Annotated in this window: 17 protein-coding genes; 4 read left to right on the top strand and 13 right to left on the bottom strand. The window is 71.1% G+C overall.

The features are described 5' to 3' along the window. The first annotated feature begins 63 nt into the window (after nucleotides 1–63). Nucleotides 64–1245 (top strand): NAD(P)/FAD-dependent oxidoreductase, encoded by a 1182-nt coding sequence (locus ACW5E8_RS07100; RefSeq protein WP_456964763.1) that lies wholly within the window; start codon nucleotides 64–66, stop codon nucleotides 1243–1245. On the opposite strand, the gene ACW5E8_RS07105 is transcribed toward ACW5E8_RS07100, so the two are convergent. From ACW5E8_RS07105 to ACW5E8_RS07135, 7 genes are all read right to left on the bottom strand, one after another. Next, nucleotides 1246–1866 (bottom strand): hypothetical protein, encoded by a 621-nt coding sequence (locus ACW5E8_RS07105; protein ID WP_456964764.1) that lies wholly within the window; start codon nucleotides 1864–1866, stop codon nucleotides 1246–1248. A gap of 63 nt (nucleotides 1867–1929) precedes the next feature. After that, nucleotides 1930–2781 carry a hypothetical protein gene (locus ACW5E8_RS07110; protein ID WP_456964765.1) on the bottom strand — a complete coding sequence of 284 codons (852 nt, stop codon included), beginning with the start codon at nucleotides 2779–2781 and terminating at the stop codon, nucleotides 1930–1932. Further along, nucleotides 2778–3152, bottom strand: a complete 375-nt coding sequence (locus tag ACW5E8_RS07115; RefSeq protein WP_456964766.1) for a DUF6164 family protein — start codon at nucleotides 3150–3152, stop codon at nucleotides 2778–2780. Before ACW5E8_RS07115 ends, ACW5E8_RS07110 begins: the two co-directional genes overlap by 4 nt. Beyond that, the gene (locus ACW5E8_RS07120) at nucleotides 3128–3688 is read right to left on the bottom strand and encodes a GNAT family N-acetyltransferase (RefSeq protein ID WP_456964767.1); all 561 of its coding nucleotides are present in this window, start codon (nucleotides 3686–3688) and stop codon (nucleotides 3128–3130) included. Before ACW5E8_RS07120 ends, ACW5E8_RS07115 begins: the two co-directional genes overlap by 25 nt. A gap of 2 nt (nucleotides 3689–3690) precedes the next feature. After that, a complete protein-coding gene (locus ACW5E8_RS07125) occupies nucleotides 3691–4281 on the bottom strand; it encodes an HD domain-containing protein (RefSeq protein WP_456965263.1) in 591 nt (196 codons plus the stop codon). Between the two features lie 17 nt (nucleotides 4282–4298). Further along, complete coding sequence (locus ACW5E8_RS07130; protein WP_456964768.1) at nucleotides 4299–5150, bottom strand: spermine/spermidine synthase domain-containing protein; 852 nt, start codon at nucleotides 5148–5150, stop codon at nucleotides 4299–4301. Between the two features lie 33 nt (nucleotides 5151–5183). Continuing rightward, nucleotides 5184–5450 carry a DksA/TraR family C4-type zinc finger protein gene (locus ACW5E8_RS07135; protein ID WP_456964769.1) on the bottom strand — a complete coding sequence of 89 codons (267 nt, stop codon included), beginning with the start codon at nucleotides 5448–5450 and terminating at the stop codon, nucleotides 5184–5186. Between the two features lie 108 nt (nucleotides 5451–5558). Here ACW5E8_RS07135 and ACW5E8_RS07140 point away from each other — a divergent pair, with 108 nt between their 5' ends. The 3 genes from ACW5E8_RS07140 to ACW5E8_RS07150 all read left to right on the top strand — a co-directional run bounded on the left by ACW5E8_RS07140 (nucleotide 5559) and on the right by ACW5E8_RS07150 (nucleotide 10526). After that, nucleotides 5559–8681, top strand: coding sequence for a diguanylate cyclase (locus ACW5E8_RS07140; protein ID WP_456964770.1), 3123 nt, complete (start codon nucleotides 5559–5561; stop codon nucleotides 8679–8681). 37 nt (nucleotides 8682–8718) lie between these two features. Beyond that, nucleotides 8719–10110 (top strand): mechanosensitive ion channel domain-containing protein, encoded by a 1392-nt coding sequence (locus ACW5E8_RS07145; RefSeq protein WP_456964771.1) that lies wholly within the window; start codon nucleotides 8719–8721, stop codon nucleotides 10108–10110. Nucleotides 10111–10301: 191 nt separating this feature from the next. Then, entirely contained in the window at nucleotides 10302–10526 is a 225-nt protein-coding gene (locus ACW5E8_RS07150) for a hypothetical protein (protein ID WP_456964772.1), read from the top strand. A gap of 35 nt (nucleotides 10527–10561) precedes the next feature. On the opposite strand, the gene ACW5E8_RS07155 is transcribed toward ACW5E8_RS07150, so the two are convergent. The 6 genes from ACW5E8_RS07155 to ACW5E8_RS07180 form a co-directional block, all read right to left on the bottom strand. Next, the gene (locus ACW5E8_RS07155; protein WP_456964773.1) at nucleotides 10562–11035 is read right to left on the bottom strand and encodes a hypothetical protein; all 474 of its coding nucleotides are present in this window, start codon (nucleotides 11033–11035) and stop codon (nucleotides 10562–10564) included. Between the two features lie 60 nt (nucleotides 11036–11095). Continuing rightward, nucleotides 11096–12379, bottom strand: a complete 1284-nt coding sequence (locus ACW5E8_RS07160) for a TIGR03862 family flavoprotein (protein ID WP_456964774.1) — start codon at nucleotides 12377–12379, stop codon at nucleotides 11096–11098. A 7-nt stretch (nucleotides 12380–12386) separates the two neighbouring features. Next, nucleotides 12387–12734 (bottom strand): zinc ribbon domain-containing protein YjdM, encoded by a 348-nt coding sequence (locus ACW5E8_RS07165; protein ID WP_456964775.1) that lies wholly within the window; start codon nucleotides 12732–12734, stop codon nucleotides 12387–12389. Between the two features lie 45 nt (nucleotides 12735–12779). Continuing rightward, the gene (gene ubiM, locus ACW5E8_RS07170; RefSeq protein ID WP_456964776.1) at nucleotides 12780–14036 is read right to left on the bottom strand and encodes a 5-demethoxyubiquinol-8 5-hydroxylase UbiM; all 1257 of its coding nucleotides are present in this window, start codon (nucleotides 14034–14036) and stop codon (nucleotides 12780–12782) included. A gap of 69 nt (nucleotides 14037–14105) precedes the next feature. Beyond that, a complete protein-coding gene (locus ACW5E8_RS07175) occupies nucleotides 14106–14387 on the bottom strand; it encodes a hypothetical protein (protein WP_456964777.1) in 282 nt (93 codons plus the stop codon). A 125-nt stretch (nucleotides 14388–14512) separates the two neighbouring features. Then, entirely contained in the window at nucleotides 14513–16633 is a 2121-nt protein-coding gene (locus tag ACW5E8_RS07180; RefSeq protein ID WP_456964778.1) for a M13 family metallopeptidase, read from the bottom strand. Nucleotides 16634–16677 lie beyond the last annotated feature (44 nt).

Here is a 16677-nt window from a genome sequence, read left to right on the forward strand (position 1 = left end):
GGATAGGAGGGAACACGGTCGGACAGGGGCATGCGGACATTCTAGCCGGGCTATCCTGTCGCGATGAAGATCGCCTGCGACGTGCTGGTCATCGGAGCCGGCGCCGCGGGGCTCATGTGCGCGCTGACCGCCGGCCGCCGCGGCCGGCACGTGCGCGTGGTCGAACGCGCCAACAAGCCGGGCAAGAAGATCCTGATGTCGGGCGGTGGCCGCTGCAACTTCACCAACACCGGCACCGGGCCGGCGAACTTCGTCTCGGCCAACCCGCACTTCTGCAAGTCCGCGCTGGCGCGCTACACCCCTGCCGATTTCATCGACATGGTCGACCGCCACGGCATCGCCTGGCACGAGAAGGAACTGGGCCAGCTGTTCTGCGACGACTCTTCGAAGCAGATCGTCCGCATGCTGCTCGACGAGTGCGCGGACGCCGGAGTCACCGTCGACGTGGGCTGCGAGGTCCACGGCGTGGCGCGCGCGGACGACGGCTTCCGCGTCGACACGGCCCGCGGGCTCATCGTCGCGCAGTCGCTCGTGGTGGCCAGCGGCGGCCTGTCGATCCCGAGCCTCGGCGGCAGCGGCTTCGGGTATGCGCTGGCGCGCCAGTTCGGCCACACGGTGCTGCCCACGCGCGCCGGACTCGTGCCGCTGGTCCTCACCGGGTCACACGCGGAACGCCTGGACGGCCTCAGCGGCGTGGCGCTCGAGGTCGAGGCCGAAAGCCGCGGGCAGCCCTTCCGCAACGCCATGCTCGTCACCCACCGCGGCCTCAGCGGCCCGGCCATCCTGCAGGTGTCTTCGTACTGGGATGCCGGCGAGCCGCTGGCCATCAACCTGCTTCCCGGCGTGGACGCCCTCGCCTTCCTGCGCGAACAGCGCGCCGCGCGTCCGGCCAGCGAACTGCGCACGGTGCTCGCCGAACGCATGCCGCGCCGCTTCGCCCAGCGCCTGTGCGAACAGTGGCTGGGCGACCGCCCCCTGCGCCAGTTCGACGAGCCGGCGCTGGCGCGCGTGGCCTCGACGTTGTCGTGCTGGCCGGTGACCGCCAGCGGCACCGAGGGCTACCGCACGGCCGAGGTCACGCTCGGGGGCGTCGATACCGACGGCCTGTCGTCGACGACGATGATGTCGCGCAGCGTGCCGGGCCTGTACTTCATCGGCGAGGTCGTCGACGTCACCGGCTGGCTGGGCGGTTACAACTTCCAGTGGGCCTGGGCGTCCGGCCATGCCGCGGGCAACGATGCCTGATCAGGGGGCGGCTTCGTAGCTCGTCGAAGCGCACAGCTGCGTGTCTTCGGCGGTGGGCGCCGGGATGCCGTCGCCCTGCAGAGCGAGCAGCTTGACCACGCGGATGCCCGCCTCTTCGTAGCTGGCGAGCGCCAGGTAGCCGGTCTTCATGCTGCCGCAGAAGGCCTGGCCGTCCCCGGCGCGGGTCTCGTCCAGCACGCGACGCAGCTCAACCGGTTGCCCCGCGTCGACCATCATCACGTCGGCATAGCGCTGTCCGGCGCTGAACTCGTCGCCGCCACGGACGACGGCCACGCGCTCTGTCACGAAGCCGGCACCGTTCTCACCTGCGATACGCGAGTCCTCGATCTCCAGCGCGCCCGTCATCGCCCTCGAGACCCGGTCGGCGGCATCGAAACGCCCGAGTGCGACCGACTGCAGCGTCGGCGGCGCGGCGCGCTCGATCGGCGCGTTGGCGGTATCGGGCTCGAGCGAAGCACGCGGCGCCGGGGGCGGTGCGCTGGTGGCGGGCGGCTGGCCGGCGCCCGGCGTGGCGACGGCCTCGTCACGCGCGCAGCTGGCGGAAGCCATGCAGGCCAGCGCGATCAGGGACAGGACGTGACGGAGTGGACGATGGGCCAAGTGGGGATCCGGGATTCGATGAGGGACGACCGCCGATGATAGGCGCCTGGCGTTCAATGCGCGTCAGGGGTCGACCCGAGGGTCCGGCGGCGATGGCAGAGCCGGCGTGTTCTCGCTGAGGATGCGCAGGCTTTCCTCTTCGCGGCGGCGGCGCTCGGCCGCGGCCTCGGGATCCTCTGCTTCGGCGTCGGCACCGGCCACCTGGGCCCGCAGCGACGCCCCCGGCACGCCATAGGGGGTTGGCGCGGCGGCCGCTGCCCTGCCGGCCTGGCATTCGGCCTGAAGCGACGCCGCGGCGGGCACGGCCGCGGCCACTTCCTGTATCCGCACCGCCAGCCCGGAGACGTCACCGTGCGCCGCAAGCCGCCGGCAGGCCTCGGACACCATGGAGTGCCCCGCGCCGCGCGAAGTCACAAGCAGCAGCATCGTCATGCGATCGACCCACCCGGCGCCGCGGACGCCGGGCATCGCAGCAAGCTCGCGGCGTGCGGCCTCGCGACGCACGGCGCTGCCGCGGTCGGCGAGCAGGGCATCGCGATGCACCTGTGCACCGAGGTCGGCCAGGCGCGCCGTGGCGGCCTCGCCATCACCGGCGCGCGCGTCGCGGCCGATGGCCTCGACTTCGTCGGCCGCCAGCGTAGCTGCAGGACCCACGGACCCGGATGAGAGCAACGGCGATGGCGATGGCGACGGCGACGATGGTGGTGTTAGAGCCGGCTGCGCCAGGGCTGGCACGGCGTCCACCACCGGGTCGGTCCGGGGGCCGAGCCAATCGCGCACGTGGCGATATCCGAACCAGGGCAGCACCAGCAGCAGCGCCACCACCACCCAGAAGACGCGGCGCGCGTTGCGCCGACGGAGATGCGCGGAACGGTCGGGCCAATGCGGCGCCTTCGGGGGGCGCCGCGGGCTCACGCCCCGGCCCTCCACAGCAGCACGACCGGAAGCGCGACCAGTGCCAGCAGGACCAGGATGCCGGCCGCGACCGCGGCCACGCGGGCGGGCTCGCGGCGCAGTACGTCGGCAAAGGTGTCGGCGGTGCCGTCGCTGAGCGCCTGGGCGCGGTCGGCCCGCGCGCTTGCCTGCCGAGCGGCCTGATAGTCGTCCATCAGCTTGCGCGCGCGGGGATGGTCCGCGTCGTCCGAGATCCAGATGCCACCGTGGGAAATGCCCCAGCGACTGGGCCGGGTTTCGTGGAAGGCGATGTCGTGCTCGCGCAGGAAGCCACGGACGTCGTCCGCTTCGTCCTCGGGCACCATCTTCATGTTGAGCAGCAGCTTGGCCATGGTGCGAAGGATACCGGGCCACGCGCCATCCAGTCGTCGCGTGCGAGCTCCCAGCGGCATGGTCCATGCGGCGCCGATGGCATGGCCCTGAATCCGGTGCGTCGCATCAGCGCTGCGGCGGCCTCGTGTCCCGATGCATGCCGGGTCCACAGCCGGCGCAGGTCCGTGGCCGTGAATACCGCGTCGGCCAGCGCGGTGATCGCGGCGGTCGCCACGCCCGAGCGCTGCGCTGCCGGTGCGAGCAGCACGCCAACCTCGGCGCTGGTCGCGGCCTCGTCGCCCAGCAAGGCCATCATCCCGCACGGCGCGCCCGCTTCCAGCGCTCCCGGCAGCAGCCAGTAACCGTAGCGCGCGGGCTCGCGCTCCAGCAGCATGAGGACGCGGTCAAAGGCCGCCGCGGCCGCTTCGCCAGGCAAGGGCGCGCCCACGTTGCGCATGGTGTCGGCGCACCCGTACAGACCGCAGTAGAGCGCGCGGTCACGCGGTGCGAGGCGCTGCAACGCATGACCGCCAACCACCGGATCGGGCAGCCGCAAGATCAGCCCTCCACGCCGAGGGTCCGCCGCAGGTTGGCGCGCGCGACGGCATCCAGGCGGTCGTGGAAAAACGCGCTCAGGTAGATGCGTTCGCGGCCCAGCAAGCCGCGCAGGAAGCGGCGGCGGTTCAGGCGGTACAGCCAGCCGGGAACGGCGTCGCGGTACTCGTCCGCGATCGCCCGGTCATAGGCATCGAAGGTGGACGCATCGGCACCCAGGATCGCCATGTCGCAGTCGAGGAAGTGGCGTCGGTCATCGCCCGCCGGGCCGGCGCCGAGCGCTTCGGGCCGCAGCGAGCCGTGGCGGGCGGTGAGTTCGATGAGTTCGACGACGTGCGCAGCATCCAGGCCGGCATCGGGCAGCCAGCGAGCGATGGATTGGGCCGCCAACACCGCGGAGCGGGTCTCGTTGTCGCGCCGCCCGGCCTCGTAGACCGCATCGTGGTACAGCACCGCCAGCCAGGCCTCACGCGGGCGGGCCCAGCCCGGTCCGGCGGCGACGGCGTCGAACTGCGCGAGCACGGCCTCGACGTGGCCGAAGTGGTGGTAGGCGCGGGGCGGCGTGGCGTAGGCCAGGCGCAGCGCGTCGAGCATGCCGGCGGGCAGCGGGATCAGCTCGCGCACGGGGCCGTCCGCTTCCGGCGGAGCGCCAGCGCCACGCGCTCCAGCACCGGCTCCAGCTCCCGCCCCGCAGCGCCCCCCGACAGTGCGGACCGCGCCGCCCGGACGGTTGCGTGATTGGCGACGGGCGCATCGCCGGTCCATGCGAAGGCGATCCGGTTGCTCATCTTCGTTTCTTCCAGCACCAACACATGCTCGGTGCCGAAAGCCTCACGCAGCCGTTCGAGGTAGGGAGCCGGATCCGCACCGTGCAGATTGCTCGCCATGACGCCGCCTGGCAGCAGTGCGTCACGGCAGGCCTGGAGGAAGGCCGTGGTCGACAGGGCTTCGGGAATGCCGCGTTCGTCGTAGCCATCGACCAGCAGCAGGTCGTAGCGCGCGGGCCGTGCGGCGATGAAGCGTGCGCCGTCGTCGTGCGTCACCTCCAGCCGCGAATCGTCGTCCGGGATGCCGAACGAGCGGCGCAGCGCGATCACCCCGGGGTGGTTTTCCACCACCTCCAGGCGCGCCAGCGGCAGGTGCCGGTGCAGGAACTTCACCTGCGAACCGCCCCCCAGGCCCACGATCCCGATCCGCCGCGCCTTCGGCCGCCACAGCAGCGCCGCCAGCATGGTCCGGGTGTAGTCGATCAGCAGGTGGTCGGGTGCATCGCTGCGCATCCGGCTCTGGGTCTGCCCGCGGATGAAGTGCAGCGACACGTACCCGTTGCGCTCGCGCACGCGCGCCGGGCGCAGGCGCAGCCCGGTGGGATCGCGCGGTCCTGCCCCGCGCAGCAGCGCGAACAGGTCCGCGAGCCCTTGCCACCAGGAATTGCCGCCCGCCACGCCTGCCTCCGTCGCCATCCCAAAGAGCCTAGCGCAGCACGGCCCGAGGCGTCAGCGCAGTTGGCTGTCCTTGCTGCCGCGCCGGTTGTAACTCCCGCTGCCGGTCTCTTCCTCATCGCGTGCGGCCTGGCAGGTGATGCACAGGCGCACCCCCGGCACGGCCTTGCGGCGCGCCTCGGGAATGGCTTTGCCACATTCCTCGCAGTCCTCGCGCCCGGGGCCGGTTCCCAGGCGACTGCGGGCGCGCTCGATCGCGTCCTTCACGGTCGCGTCGATCTGATCCTGGACGGCGCCGTCTCCGGCCCAACCGGTGGCCATGCCGCTTCTCCATGGAGTTGCCTGTATCCCGTTATCGGGGCGCTGCTGGATTGCTGCAAGGGCAGGCATCACCAAGTGGTGGCACATGTTTTGCTTGCATTGGTTTCCATGACCCGTTCCCGGCCCACCGTCGCCCTCCGCAACCGCCTGGCTGCGGGCGTGCTGGCGCTCCTGGCCTGCTTCAGCGCGTGCGCAGGATCCGGGGACCTGTTGCGCCTGGAGTCATACGGTCCGGATGAGGGATTGCCACAGTCCACCGTGATGGCGCTGGCCAGCGACGACCAGGGCTTCCTGTGGGTGTCCACCCAGGATGGGATCGCGCGCTTCGACGGCCACCGGTTCCAGGTCTGGCGCGGCGAAGAACCCGCCGAAGCGCAGGATCCAGGCTCGACCCGGGGCCTGGTCAGCGGCAGCATCGACGCCCTGGCCTTCGATGCCACCAGCCGCCGCCTGTGGCTGGGCAGCAACGACGCCGGCCTTGAAGTGCTGCACCTGCCCGACTGGTCGCGGACCCGCATCGACCGCACGTCCGGGCTGTCCCACCACCAGATCACCCGGATCGTGCTCGACGGCGCGGGCGGAGCCTGGGTCGGCACCAGCCACGGTCTGAACCACGTCGCGGCGGACGCCGCCGTGGCCCGCCTCGGCGGCGACGCGGGAATCGTCGGTATCGCGCACCTGCCGGGGACCGGCGGCGCGCTGGCGCTGGGCCGCGATTGCCGGCTGTGGCGGGCCAGTCGTACCACCATGGACCTGCTGGCGACGGTACCGGGCGCGTCCGGCGACTGCATCGCGCTCGAGGCCGGCCCGGAGGGCGCCTGGGTCGCAAGCGAGCACGGCGGCGTGTTCCTGCTTTCCAGCCAGGACGGCCGGACGCTGCACACGCTTACGCTTGCAGGGCTGTTGCCCGGTGCCCAGCCGGTCAGCGCCCTGCTCCGTCGCCGCGACGGCACCTTGCTGGTGGGCCTGCGCGACGGCAGCATCGCGCGCATCGCCGGCCCCCGGGCCGCCCCCGTTCCGCTGGCACTCGACCGGCCGCTGGACAGCGCAGTCACCGTGCTCCACGAAGATCCCGCGGGCGCGCTGTGGATCGGCAGCTACACCTCGGGCCTGCACTATGCACGCCCGCTTTCGGCGGTCGTCCGCGCAGGCGGTGCCGAAGCCGGCATCCCCGGGGGATGGCCACGCGGCAGCATGCGAGCGATCTGGCGCGACGGCGGACACACTCTGCTCGGCACCGACGCCGGCCTGCTGGAGCGCCGCCATGGCAGCCCGGAATGGCGCGAGATCCCCGGCTTCAGCGGCCAGTCCGTGCGCGCCATCGCGCGTGCCACCGACGGCGGCTGGTGGATCGGCAGCCACGACGGCCTGTGGCACTGGTCCGGCCACGGCACGCCGCGGGCGGTGCCCGGCCTGCCCGACCGCCGCATCGACGCCCTGCTGGTCGAAGGCGACAACGGCTGGATCGGCACCCGTGGCGGACTGGCCCGGCTGAGCGACGGCCGCATCATCGACGATCCGACGCTCGCACCGCTGCTCACGAGCCATGTGACTGCACTGGTGCGCACAGGCAATCATCTCTGGATCGCCACCAATGCCGACGGCCTCTGGCGACTGGATCCCGCAGCCCCGGCGACGCAGGTAGCGCCGGATGATATCCATCGTTCGCTGTGGTCGCTCGCCACCGACCGGGAGGGCGCCCTCTGGGCCGGCAGCTATTCGCGGGGCGTCTACCGCATCGACCGCGCCACCGGCAGCGTGCGCAACTACACCATGCAGGACGGACTCGGCAGCAACGTCGTCTATGCGCTGATCCCAGACGACCTCGGCCGGATCTGGGTGAGCAGCAACGACGGCCTGTCCGTCATCGATCCCGGCAATGACAACATCCAGGTGCTGGGCCCGCGCGACGGCCTCGTCAACCGCGAGTACAACAGCAGCTCCGCTCTTCGCGGCAGCGATGCGCTGCTGTACTTTGGCGGCACCCGGGGCATCGACGTGATCGACCCGTCCGGCCTGCCGCGCCACAGTCCACCCGCGCGCCCGGTGTTGACCAACCTGCGGACCGCCTCCTTGGACGCCAATGGTGGCGGGCCGCGCGAAACCGACATCGTCTATGCAGACAACGTGCAGCTTGCCCACGGCGACCGCATGGTCACCGTGCAGATGGCCGCGATCGATTTCGGCGCGCCCGACGCCGCGAAGCTCCGCTACCGCGTGCTGGGCCTGCACGAGGACTGGGTGTACCCGCACGCCCCCCGGGCCGAATTCTCGGTGACCGACCTCCCACCGGGACGCTACGTGCTGGAAGCCGAGGCTGCCGGGCGTGATGGCCGCTTCGGCACCGCTCGACGCCTCCAGGTCGACATGGCGCCGCCCTGGTGGCGGCACCCGGCGGCCTACGCGGCCTACGCCCTGGTCCTGCTGCTGCTGCTGGGGCTGATCGCGCTTCGCGTCGACGCCGCCATGCGGCGCGAACGCAGGCAGGTGGAGCTGCTGGAGCGCACCGTCACCGAGCGCACCGCGCAGCTGCAGCTCGCCAACCAGCGCCTGAGCCGCACCAACGCCGAACTCAGCATCGCGACCCGCCGTGATCCGCTGACACGCATCTCCAACAGGCGTGACCTGCAGGATTGGCTCGGGCGCGAAGCCGCTTCGCTGCGGCAGCGTACCGAGGCCGCCGACGGCAGCGGCAGCCGCCTGGCGTTCCTGATGATCGACATCGACGACTTCAAGCAGGTCAACGACGTCCACGGCCACCAGGCCGGCGACGAGGTCCTGGTGCACTTCGCAGACCGCCTGCGCCTGCTCAGCCGCGACGACGACCTGCTGGTGCGCTGGGGCGGCGAGGAGTTCCTGCTGATCTCGCGCTTCACCCGCCTGGAGGACGCCGCGGTGCTTGCCGAGCGGATCCGCGACGCGATTGCGACCCAGCCGATCCGCCTCGGCCGCGGACTCGCGCTCGATCTCACCTGTTCGATCGGCTTCGCGCCGTGGCCGTTCGCGCCCGAATGGCCGGAGCTCGGTGACTGGAGCGCCTGCGTGGGCCTGGCCGACCGCTGCCTGTATGCCGTGAAGCGAGGTCGCAAGAACGGCTGGCTGGGGGTGGTTCCCGGCGATGCCCCGCAGCCCGACGCGATCCGCGCGCTGCTTTCGGGGACGCCCCCGGACCGGGTTGGTGCGGACACCGCGCGCGTGTTGCAGTCGGGCACGCACGCGGGTTTCGCCTGAGCGATCGACGGGGCCGATTTCACGAGCTCGTGCGAACATGCCCGCCATGCGCATGAACCCCACCGCATCGCTCCTCGCCATCCTGCTGCTGTCCTTTGCCCTGGGCACGGCGGCTCCGGCCCAAGCGCAGGATGTCGCCGCGCCGCCCGTTGAAGACACTGCCAACGCGGAGGCGCCCGTGTCCGAAGCCGGAAGCGGCGACACCGAGCGCGACCTCGCCGACAGCCGCCGCGTCGCCGATCGCCTGCGGGAAGCCGACGGCCTCGCCGATGTCACCGTCACGGTGCGCGACGGCGTGGCGGAGCTCGAGGGTGTCGTCCTCACCCCTGAAGACCGCGAGCGCGCAGCGCAGGTGGCCGGCCAGCAACCGGGCATCACCCAGGTCGAGAACCGCGTGGCCCTGAGCACCCGGCTGTCCGATCGCGTCGCCACGGCAACGTCGCTGGCCGGGGACAAACTCATGCGCCTGGTGGCGGCGCTGCCATTGCTGCTGGTGGCAATCGCGGTGGTGATGCTGGCCTGGTGGGTCGGGAAATGGTTCGGCCGCCGCGTGGGACGGCGTATCCGGCGACGCAACTGGCAGTCGGAAAACCCGTATTTCGCCAGCCTCATCCAGCAGGTCATCCAGTGGCTCGTGCTGCTGGGCGGCGTCCTGGTGGCACTCGACCTGCTCGGCGCCACGGCCCTGGTCGGCGCCGTGATGGGATCGGCGGGCGTGCTCGGCCTGGCCCTTGGCTTCGCCTTCAAGGACATCGCCGAGAACTACGTCGCCGGCGTGCTGCTGAGCATCCGCCGGCCATTCGCCCCCGGCGAGCTGCTGCGCATCGACGGCGCGCACGAGGGGCGGGTCGCGGCGCTCACTCCCCGCGCCACCGTGCTGGTCACCGCCGACGGCAATCGCCTCACCCTGCCCAACGCCCTGGTGTTCAAATCGGTGGTGCTCAACTTCTCCAGCAACCGCAAGCGGCGCCTGGACTTCGCGATCCCGGTCGACGTCTCCGAGTCGATCCGCTGCGTCCAGGAACTTGCGCTGGAAGCAATCCGCACCACCGACGGCGTCCTCGATGACCCCGGCCCTTCATGGACGGTCGAGGGCTACGACGCCAGCGCGATCACGCTGCGCTTCTTCGCCTGGGTGGACCAGAGCGCGAGCGACCTGGGCAAGGTCCGCTCCGAGGCGCTGCACGCCGTGCGCAGCCGCCTGGCCGAAGCCGGCATCAGCACGCCGCGCAGCATCCAGTACACGGCGACGCTTGCAGACGATGCCGCCGCGCCTGCGGCGCAGTTCCCGCCCACGGGGAGCGAACCGGCGGGTGACACCTCGGTCAATACCGAACTCGACGCCCACCTTGCGGCAGAGCAGCGTGCCTACGCGGGTGAGGATCTGCTGCCGGTCGAAGCGGGCGCGACGACGGCCGCCTCGCCCTAGGTTTTCGGATTTTTCCTACCCGTTTATCGCGAAGGCGCTGACGGGCTGACGGGCGCTGCAGGCGCATCCTGTCTGGGCCCCGGCAGCACGGCCCTGCACCGGTCACGGATGCCGCTCAGCAACGGAACTGGCCGCGACCTTGAGCAAGTCGTGAAGCTGGGCCGGGGCGCCCCCACTACCAGGTCACGCCAATGGTCGAGATCAAAGAGGTCGCATCGGGATTCCAGGTCTCCGGCGCGAATTACGACGAGGTCTTCCACAGCCGCTTCAAGGCCACCATGGCCGCGCACGCCGTCGCGCTTGGCGACGCCACCACCGCCGGCCGAGCGGTCGTGATCACCATGCCCCTGAGCTGGGGCGAAACAGTGCTGATCGAACCCGGCCGCCACAGCGGCCACACCGCCCACGACGCCTGATCCATGGCACGGGGTCCGCACGCGACTGCGCGCGGCTAGACGCCCGGTGCGGGCGGCGGCATGTCGGCCGGCCGCGCACAGCCCGGCGTCGGACCGATACCATCGATGGTCAGCTCCGCGGCCTGCGGGAACACGGCACCGGACATGTTGTCCTCGCAGGGCCCCGGCAGCAGGGTGACCGAGATCGAACCGGCGGCGTCGCCCGCATGGACCACGCGGGCACCGTCGGCGTCGTTCTCGCTGCTGATCGTGAAGTGCCGTCCTTCGACGTCCGGACCGCTCAGCACCACTTCGCCACCCTCCACGCGCGCCTGCCAGAACGGCTCGTTGGTCAGCACCACGAATTCCTCGGGAAGCGCGGAAACCGGGGCCGCTGGCGGCTGGTCGGCCGGTGTACCGGCCACAACGTCATCGGCATCGGGGAGCGCGTCCGGCGGCGGGTTGCCGCGATCGCAGGCGGCAAGCGGCACGGCCAGCACAAACAGCAGCGGAAGCAGTCTCGGGTTCATCGCGTGGTCCTCGTCAGGATCTGAAGGCGGACAGCATGCCGCATCGGTGCGGAGGCGTCGTCAATCCGTCGCCGCAAGCCAGCGCAGGACGCCTTCAGCCGCCGCCCGGCCGCTGGCGAAGCAGGCGGTCAGCAGGTAGCCGCCAGTCGGTGCTTCCCAATCCAGCATCTCCCCGGCCGCGAACGTTCCCGGACGGACACGCAGCATCAGGTGGGCGTCCAGCGCCTCCAGGCGCACGCCCCCTGCGCTGCTGATGGCCTCCGCCAGCGGGCGCGGGGCGCGCAGGCGCAGCGGGAGGCGCTTGGTGGTGGCAGCGACCGCATCGGCATCGTGCATGGCGTCGGCGCCGATCACTTCCCGCACCAGCCCGGCCTTGGCGCCGTCCAGGCCGCAGCTTCGGCGCAGGTGTTCGGACACGCTGCGCTTGCCCCTGGGCCGTGCCAGTTCGCGCTGCAGGCGCGTCAGGTCGCGACCGGGCGCGAGGTCGAGCTCCAGCAGCGCATGGCCGTTGCGCGCGATCGCATCGCGCAGGTCCGCCGAGATCGCGTAGACCAGGCTGCCCTCGATGCCGTGCTCCGACACGACGCACTCGCCTTGCAGCGCTTGCTCGACGCCGTCGGCATCGCGCCAGTGCGCGACCACCGGCTTCAGTGGCGCACCGGGGTGGCGCGCGGCGAAGTGCGGTGACCAGACGATGTCGAAGCCACAGTTGGCCGGTTGCAGCGGCGCGACATCGACGCCCGCATCGCGCAGCACGCCCTCCCAGGCACCGTCCGAGCCCAGCTGGGGCCAGCTGCCGCCGCCCAGGGCGAATACCACGGCATCGGGGGCGACTTGCTGTTCGCCGTCCGGCGTCGCGAAGCGCAGCGCGCCCGTGTCATTCCAGCCAAGCCAGCGGTGGTGGACATGGATCCCCACGCCCTGCCCGCGCAGCCTGCGCACCCAGCCGCGCAGCAGCGGCGCAGCCTTGAGGTCCTCCGGGAAGACGCGACCGGAGCTGCCGACGAAGGTCGGGACACCCAGTCCAAGCGCCCAGGCGCGCAGCGCGTCGGCGTCGAACACCGACAACCAGCCCGCGACCTGGTCGGCCCGCTCGCGGTAGCGGCTGGCGAACAGCGCCGGCGGATCGGAATGCGTGAGGTTCAGGCCGCCCTTCCCCGCGACCAGGAACTTGCGCCCGACCGAACCCTTGGCTTCGAAGACATCCACCTCGCAGCCGGCCGCGCGCAGCGCTTCCGCCGCGAACAGCCCCGCGGGGCCGCCGCCGACCACGGCCACGCGGCGGACGGCCGCCTGCGACGCGGCCGCCGCGACCGCCGCGGTCGCCGTCGGGGCGTCATCCATCGTGGCCTCAGGCCTTGCGCAGGAAGCAGGTCTTCAGCACGAGGTCGCGGATCTTGTCCGAATGACCTTCGATGTTCTCCACATCGCCGTCGACCAGGCGGATATTGCGGATCACCGTGCCCTGCTTGAGCGGGATCGAAGAGCCCTTCACCTTCAGGTCCTTGATCACCACCACGGTGTCGCCGGCTTCCAACGGGTTGCCGTTGACGTCGCGGACCACCACGGCATCCACGCTCGCGCCCTCGCCATCACCGGCGGCCCATTCGTGGCCGCAGTCGGCACAGACGTAAAGCGCACCGTCGGGATAGGTGTTCTCGAGGCCGCATTGCGGACAGGCGGGAATGGTGGCGGGCATGGCGACTCCGGGGCTTGCGTGTGACCGCCCATTGTAGCCGCGCGCTCACGCTCCCTTGAGCGCGGCCCCGCGCGGACGCAGCACTGCCGCGGTCCTACGCAGGCGCTGCAGCGGCGAGGGATCGACTGGACCGTCGTCGAGCAGCGCATCGGCCAACACGCGGCGCAGCGGCGGCAGCATGCGGCCCGCCTGGATGATGGCGCGGCGCACCGGGCGCATCGGAAGGCGGTCGTCGGTGAACACCCGCACGACCAGCCCGGTCCCCAGGAACAGGGTGGCGCAGCCGGCGCGATGGCGGCGCTGGTAGCGCGCAAGCAGCGCCGGATCGGCCGGATCGCCATGGCACTCCATCGAATCCCCCACCGCGTGCGACAGGCGCTCGACGCTGGCCAAGCCGAGGTTGAAGCCGTGCGCGGTCACCGGATGCATCCCCACCGCGGCATCGCCCACCAGCGCGAAGCGGCGGCCGACGAAGCGATGCGCCCAGGTCGCCACCAATGGATAGGCGTGCACCTCGCCTTCGAGCGTCATCGTGCCAAAGCGGCCGCGATACCGCTCATGGAGCTCCTTCGAAAAAGCCCCGGCATCCATCGCCTTCAATCGCTCCGCCTCGGCGCCCGTCACGGTGACCACCGCCGAAGCCAACGCACCATTGAGCGGCAGCAGCGCGCGCGTCTGCCCTTCGCCGAACCATTCCCAAGCGACGCCTTCGTGCGGATCCGCCAGCCGCACCCGGCAGACCAGCATGGTCTTGCCGAAGTCGTGCATCGCCACCGGGATGCCCATCGCGCGACGGGTGGACGAGAAGCGACTGTCGGCCGCGACCAGCAGCGGCGCCTCGAAGCGGCGGCCGTCATCGAGCGTGACCTCGGCCAGGCGCGAACCGGTCGCCACCGAAGCAACCCGGGCACCGAAGTGCACGCGGATATTGCCGTCGCCCTCCGCCTGCGACCAGGCGGCGGCGCGGATGTCACTGTTCGCGACCAGGCTGCCAAGCGCCTCGCCTCCGAAGGGGCTGGCATCGACTTCGAACCCCCTGCCGGCGTCGCCGTCAGCGACCCGCGCGCGCAGCAGCGGCGATACCGCGTCTCCGGGCAGCCGATCCCATACGCCAAGCTCGCGCAGGATCCGCACCGATGCCCGGGTCAGCGCGATCTCGCGGCCATCCGCTGCGGGAGCCGACACCGCCTCGCGCGATTGCTGTTCGATGACATCCACGCGCAGCCCGCGCAGCGACAGTGCACGCGCAAGGCAGAGGCCGGCGGGGCCGGCACCGATGACAAGGACGGAAGGTCGGGACATGTCGCGCTCCAAGGTCAGGCTGGAGCCGACAAGCCTAGGCAGGGCGGGCGCAGGGCACCCTGACCCGGATCAAGCGGGGGAACGCCCCCGCGCGGCCGCATGCACCGCCGGCTCCGCCAGGAAGCGCCCGACCTGGAACCACACCAGCAGCGCGCCGCCGCCGATCAGCAGCGCAGCCAGCCCGTTTCCGGGCTGCAGCAAGTACAGCGCGGCCGCCAGTCCCACGGTCAAGGCCAGCCACGCCCAGGCCTGCCAGCGGCCCAGCAGCGCCCGTCGCGTCTCGCGCCCGATGATCTCCCTGGCCTGTGCGGCCGGGATCCCGTATTCCTCGCTGATCACTTGCGGATGCATCGTGTGGCTGACTCCTGTGGCTGTGCGGACGCGTTACCTCGGGTGGAATGGACGACGTGGGTGGACCGATTACGCCACGGATCGGCGCATAAAAGAAAGGGGGCGGAAACCCGCCCCCTCCCGACTCACCAGATGCGGACGCGATCGTCCGGCGCGACCCACAGCGGATCGGCCTCGGTGACGCCGAATGCCTCGTACCAGGCATCGATGTTGCGCAGCGGCGCGAAGGCGCGGATATGCCCCGGCGAATGCGTGCCGTTGACCAGCTGCTGGCGCAGCGCGTCATCGCGCCACAGCGTGCGCCACACCTGCGACCAGCCCATGAAGAAGCGTTGCTCGCCGGTGAAGCCGTCGATCACCGGCGCGTCCTTGCCGTCAAGCGAGCGGCGGTAGGCCTCGAGCGCGATGGTCAGGCCACCGAGGTCGCCGATGTTCTCGCCCATCGCCACCTTGCTGTTGATGTGCATGCCCGGCAGCTGCGGGAACTTGAAGGCCTCGTACTGTGCGCCGAGCTTCGCGGCCTCGACTTCGAACTGCGCCGCGTCCTCGGCCGTCCACCAGTCGCGCAGCAGGCCGGCACCATCGGACTTGCGGCCCTGGTCGTCGAAGCCGTGGATGATCTCGTGGCCGATCACGCCGCCAATGCCGCCGTAGTTCACGGCCGGGTCGGCGTCGGGATCGAAGAACGGCGGCTGCAGGATCGCGGCCGGGAACACGATCTCGTTCTTGACCGAGTTGTAGTAGGCGTTGACGGTCTGCGGGGTCATGCCCCATTCGGCCTTGTCCACCGGCTTGCCGATGCGCACGCGGCGGTAGTCCCACTCGAACGCGGCGGCGCGCTGGGCGTTGCCGAACACGTCGGCGTTGGCGAGCTGCAGGCCGCTGTAGTCGCGCCAGGTGTCGGGGTGGCCGATCTTCAGCCCGAAGCCGGCCAGCTTGGCGCGGGCCTCGGCCTTGGTCTCGTCACCCATCCACTCCAGCTGGTCCAGGCGCGCGCCCATCGCCGCCTTCACGTTGGCGACCAGGGCGTCCATCTTGCCCTTGGCGTCGGCGGGGAAATACAGCTTCACGTAGTCCTCGCCGATCGCCTCGCCCATCGCCGAGGACGCGAAGGAGACCGCACGCTTCCAGCGCGCGCTCTGCTCGGGCTGGCCGGACAGGAACTTGCTGCGGAACTCGAACTGGGCGTCGGCGAAGGCGCTCGACAGCAGCGGCGCGGCGTTGTCAGTGGTGTGGAAGGCCTGCCAGGCCTTCAGGGTGTCGAGGTCGGTGTCGGCGAAGATCTTCGCGATCTTCGGAAGCGCCGTGTCCTGGCGGACCACGCCGGCATCGGCGTAGTCCACGCCGGCCGCGGCCAGGTAGGCCTGCCACGGGAAGCCCGGGGCGAAGGCGTCGAGGCCGGCGAAGGTGACCGGGTTGTAGGTCTTGTCGCGGTCGCGGCTCTCGGCGCGCGTCCAGTGCGCCTCGGCGATCTTCGTTTCCAGCGCCATGATCGCGTCGGCGTTGGCCGCCGGCTTGTCCCAGCCGGCCAGCTCCAGCATCTGCGCGATGTAGGCGACGTAGCGCTCGCGTTGCGGGGCGAACTTCTCGTCCAGGTACATCTGGCGATCACCCAGGCCAAGGCCGGACTGGCTCAGGTACAGGGTGTAGACGTCCGGGTTGCGCTGGTCGTCGCCCACGTAGTGGCCGAAGAAGCTGCCGCCGAAGCTGGCGTTGCGCTGGCCCATCAGCTTCGCCATGCCGTCCTTGCCGTCGACCGCGCGGATCGCGTCCAGCTGCGGCTGCAGCGGCTTGGCGCCGAGCGCTTCCACCGCGGCTTCGTCCATGAAGCCCTGGTACAGGGCCGCGAGCTTGGCGGCATTGTCGCTGCCCGCCGGATCGCCCGGCGCGTAGCTTTCCAGCAGCTGGTGCACGCGGGCCTCGGACAGGTCGCGCAGGACCAGGAACGAGCCGTACATGGACTTGTCGGACGGGATCTCGGTGTTCGCCGCCCAGGTACCGCTGACATAGCCGAAGAAGTCGCTGCCCGGCGACACGGAGGGATCCATGCCGGCGGTGTCGATGCCCCAGGTGCCGTACCGGGTGGCCGCCACGGTGTCCGTGGTGCCCGCACCCTGCCCACCGTCATCGACGAGGGCGAGGAGGTGGCAGGCTTCGTCCAGGCAGCGTTCGTGGGCACTGGCGGCCGCAGGGGTGCCGACGGTGAGCGCGAGGGCGGTGGCAAGGCTGAGGATCGTCTTTTTCAAAGCGGGCTTCTCCGGCGCGTCGTGGCGCAAATGGTTGGCCCCGC

This window comes from Luteimonas sp. A649 (genome assembly GCF_054072735.1).

What these genes read in the sequence shown, in the direction of transcription:
- ACW5E8_RS07150 (WP_456964772.1), top strand. Translation starts at nt 10,302, where the DNA reads ATGGTCGAGATCAAAGAGGTCGCATCGGGATTCCAGGTCTCCGGCGCG.
- ACW5E8_RS07125 (WP_456965263.1), bottom strand. Translation starts at nt 4,281, where the DNA reads ATGCTCGACGCGCTGCGCCTGGCCTACGCCACGCCGCCCCGCGCCTAC.
- ACW5E8_RS07140 (WP_456964770.1), top strand. Translation starts at nt 5,559, where the DNA reads ATGACCCGTTCCCGGCCCACCGTCGCCCTCCGCAACCGCCTGGCTGCG.
- ACW5E8_RS07155 (WP_456964773.1), bottom strand. Translation starts at nt 11,035, where the DNA reads ATGAACCCGAGACTGCTTCCGCTGCTGTTTGTGCTGGCCGTGCCGCTT.
- ACW5E8_RS07175 (WP_456964777.1), bottom strand. Translation starts at nt 14,387, where the DNA reads ATGCATCCGCAAGTGATCAGCGAGGAATACGGGATCCCGGCCGCACAG.
- ubiM (WP_456964776.1), bottom strand. Translation starts at nt 14,036, where the DNA reads ATGTCCCGACCTTCCGTCCTTGTCATCGGTGCCGGCCCCGCCGGCCTC.
- ACW5E8_RS07165 (WP_456964775.1), bottom strand. Translation starts at nt 12,734, where the DNA reads ATGCCCGCCACCATTCCCGCCTGTCCGCAATGCGGCCTCGAGAACACC.
- ACW5E8_RS07130 (WP_456964768.1), bottom strand. Translation starts at nt 5,150, where the DNA reads ATGGCGACGGAGGCAGGCGTGGCGGGCGGCAATTCCTGGTGGCAAGGG.
- ACW5E8_RS07115 (WP_456964766.1), bottom strand. Translation starts at nt 3,152, where the DNA reads ATGGCCAAGCTGCTGCTCAACATGAAGATGGTGCCCGAGGACGAAGCG.
- ACW5E8_RS07145 (WP_456964771.1), top strand. Translation starts at nt 8,719, where the DNA reads ATGCCCGCCATGCGCATGAACCCCACCGCATCGCTCCTCGCCATCCTG.
- ACW5E8_RS07100 (WP_456964763.1), top strand. Translation starts at nt 64, where the DNA reads ATGAAGATCGCCTGCGACGTGCTGGTCATCGGAGCCGGCGCCGCGGGG.
- ACW5E8_RS07135 (WP_456964769.1), bottom strand. Translation starts at nt 5,450, where the DNA reads ATGGCCACCGGTTGGGCCGGAGACGGCGCCGTCCAGGATCAGATCGAC.
- ACW5E8_RS07160 (WP_456964774.1), bottom strand. Translation starts at nt 12,379, where the DNA reads ATGGATGACGCCCCGACGGCGACCGCGGCGGTCGCGGCGGCCGCGTCG.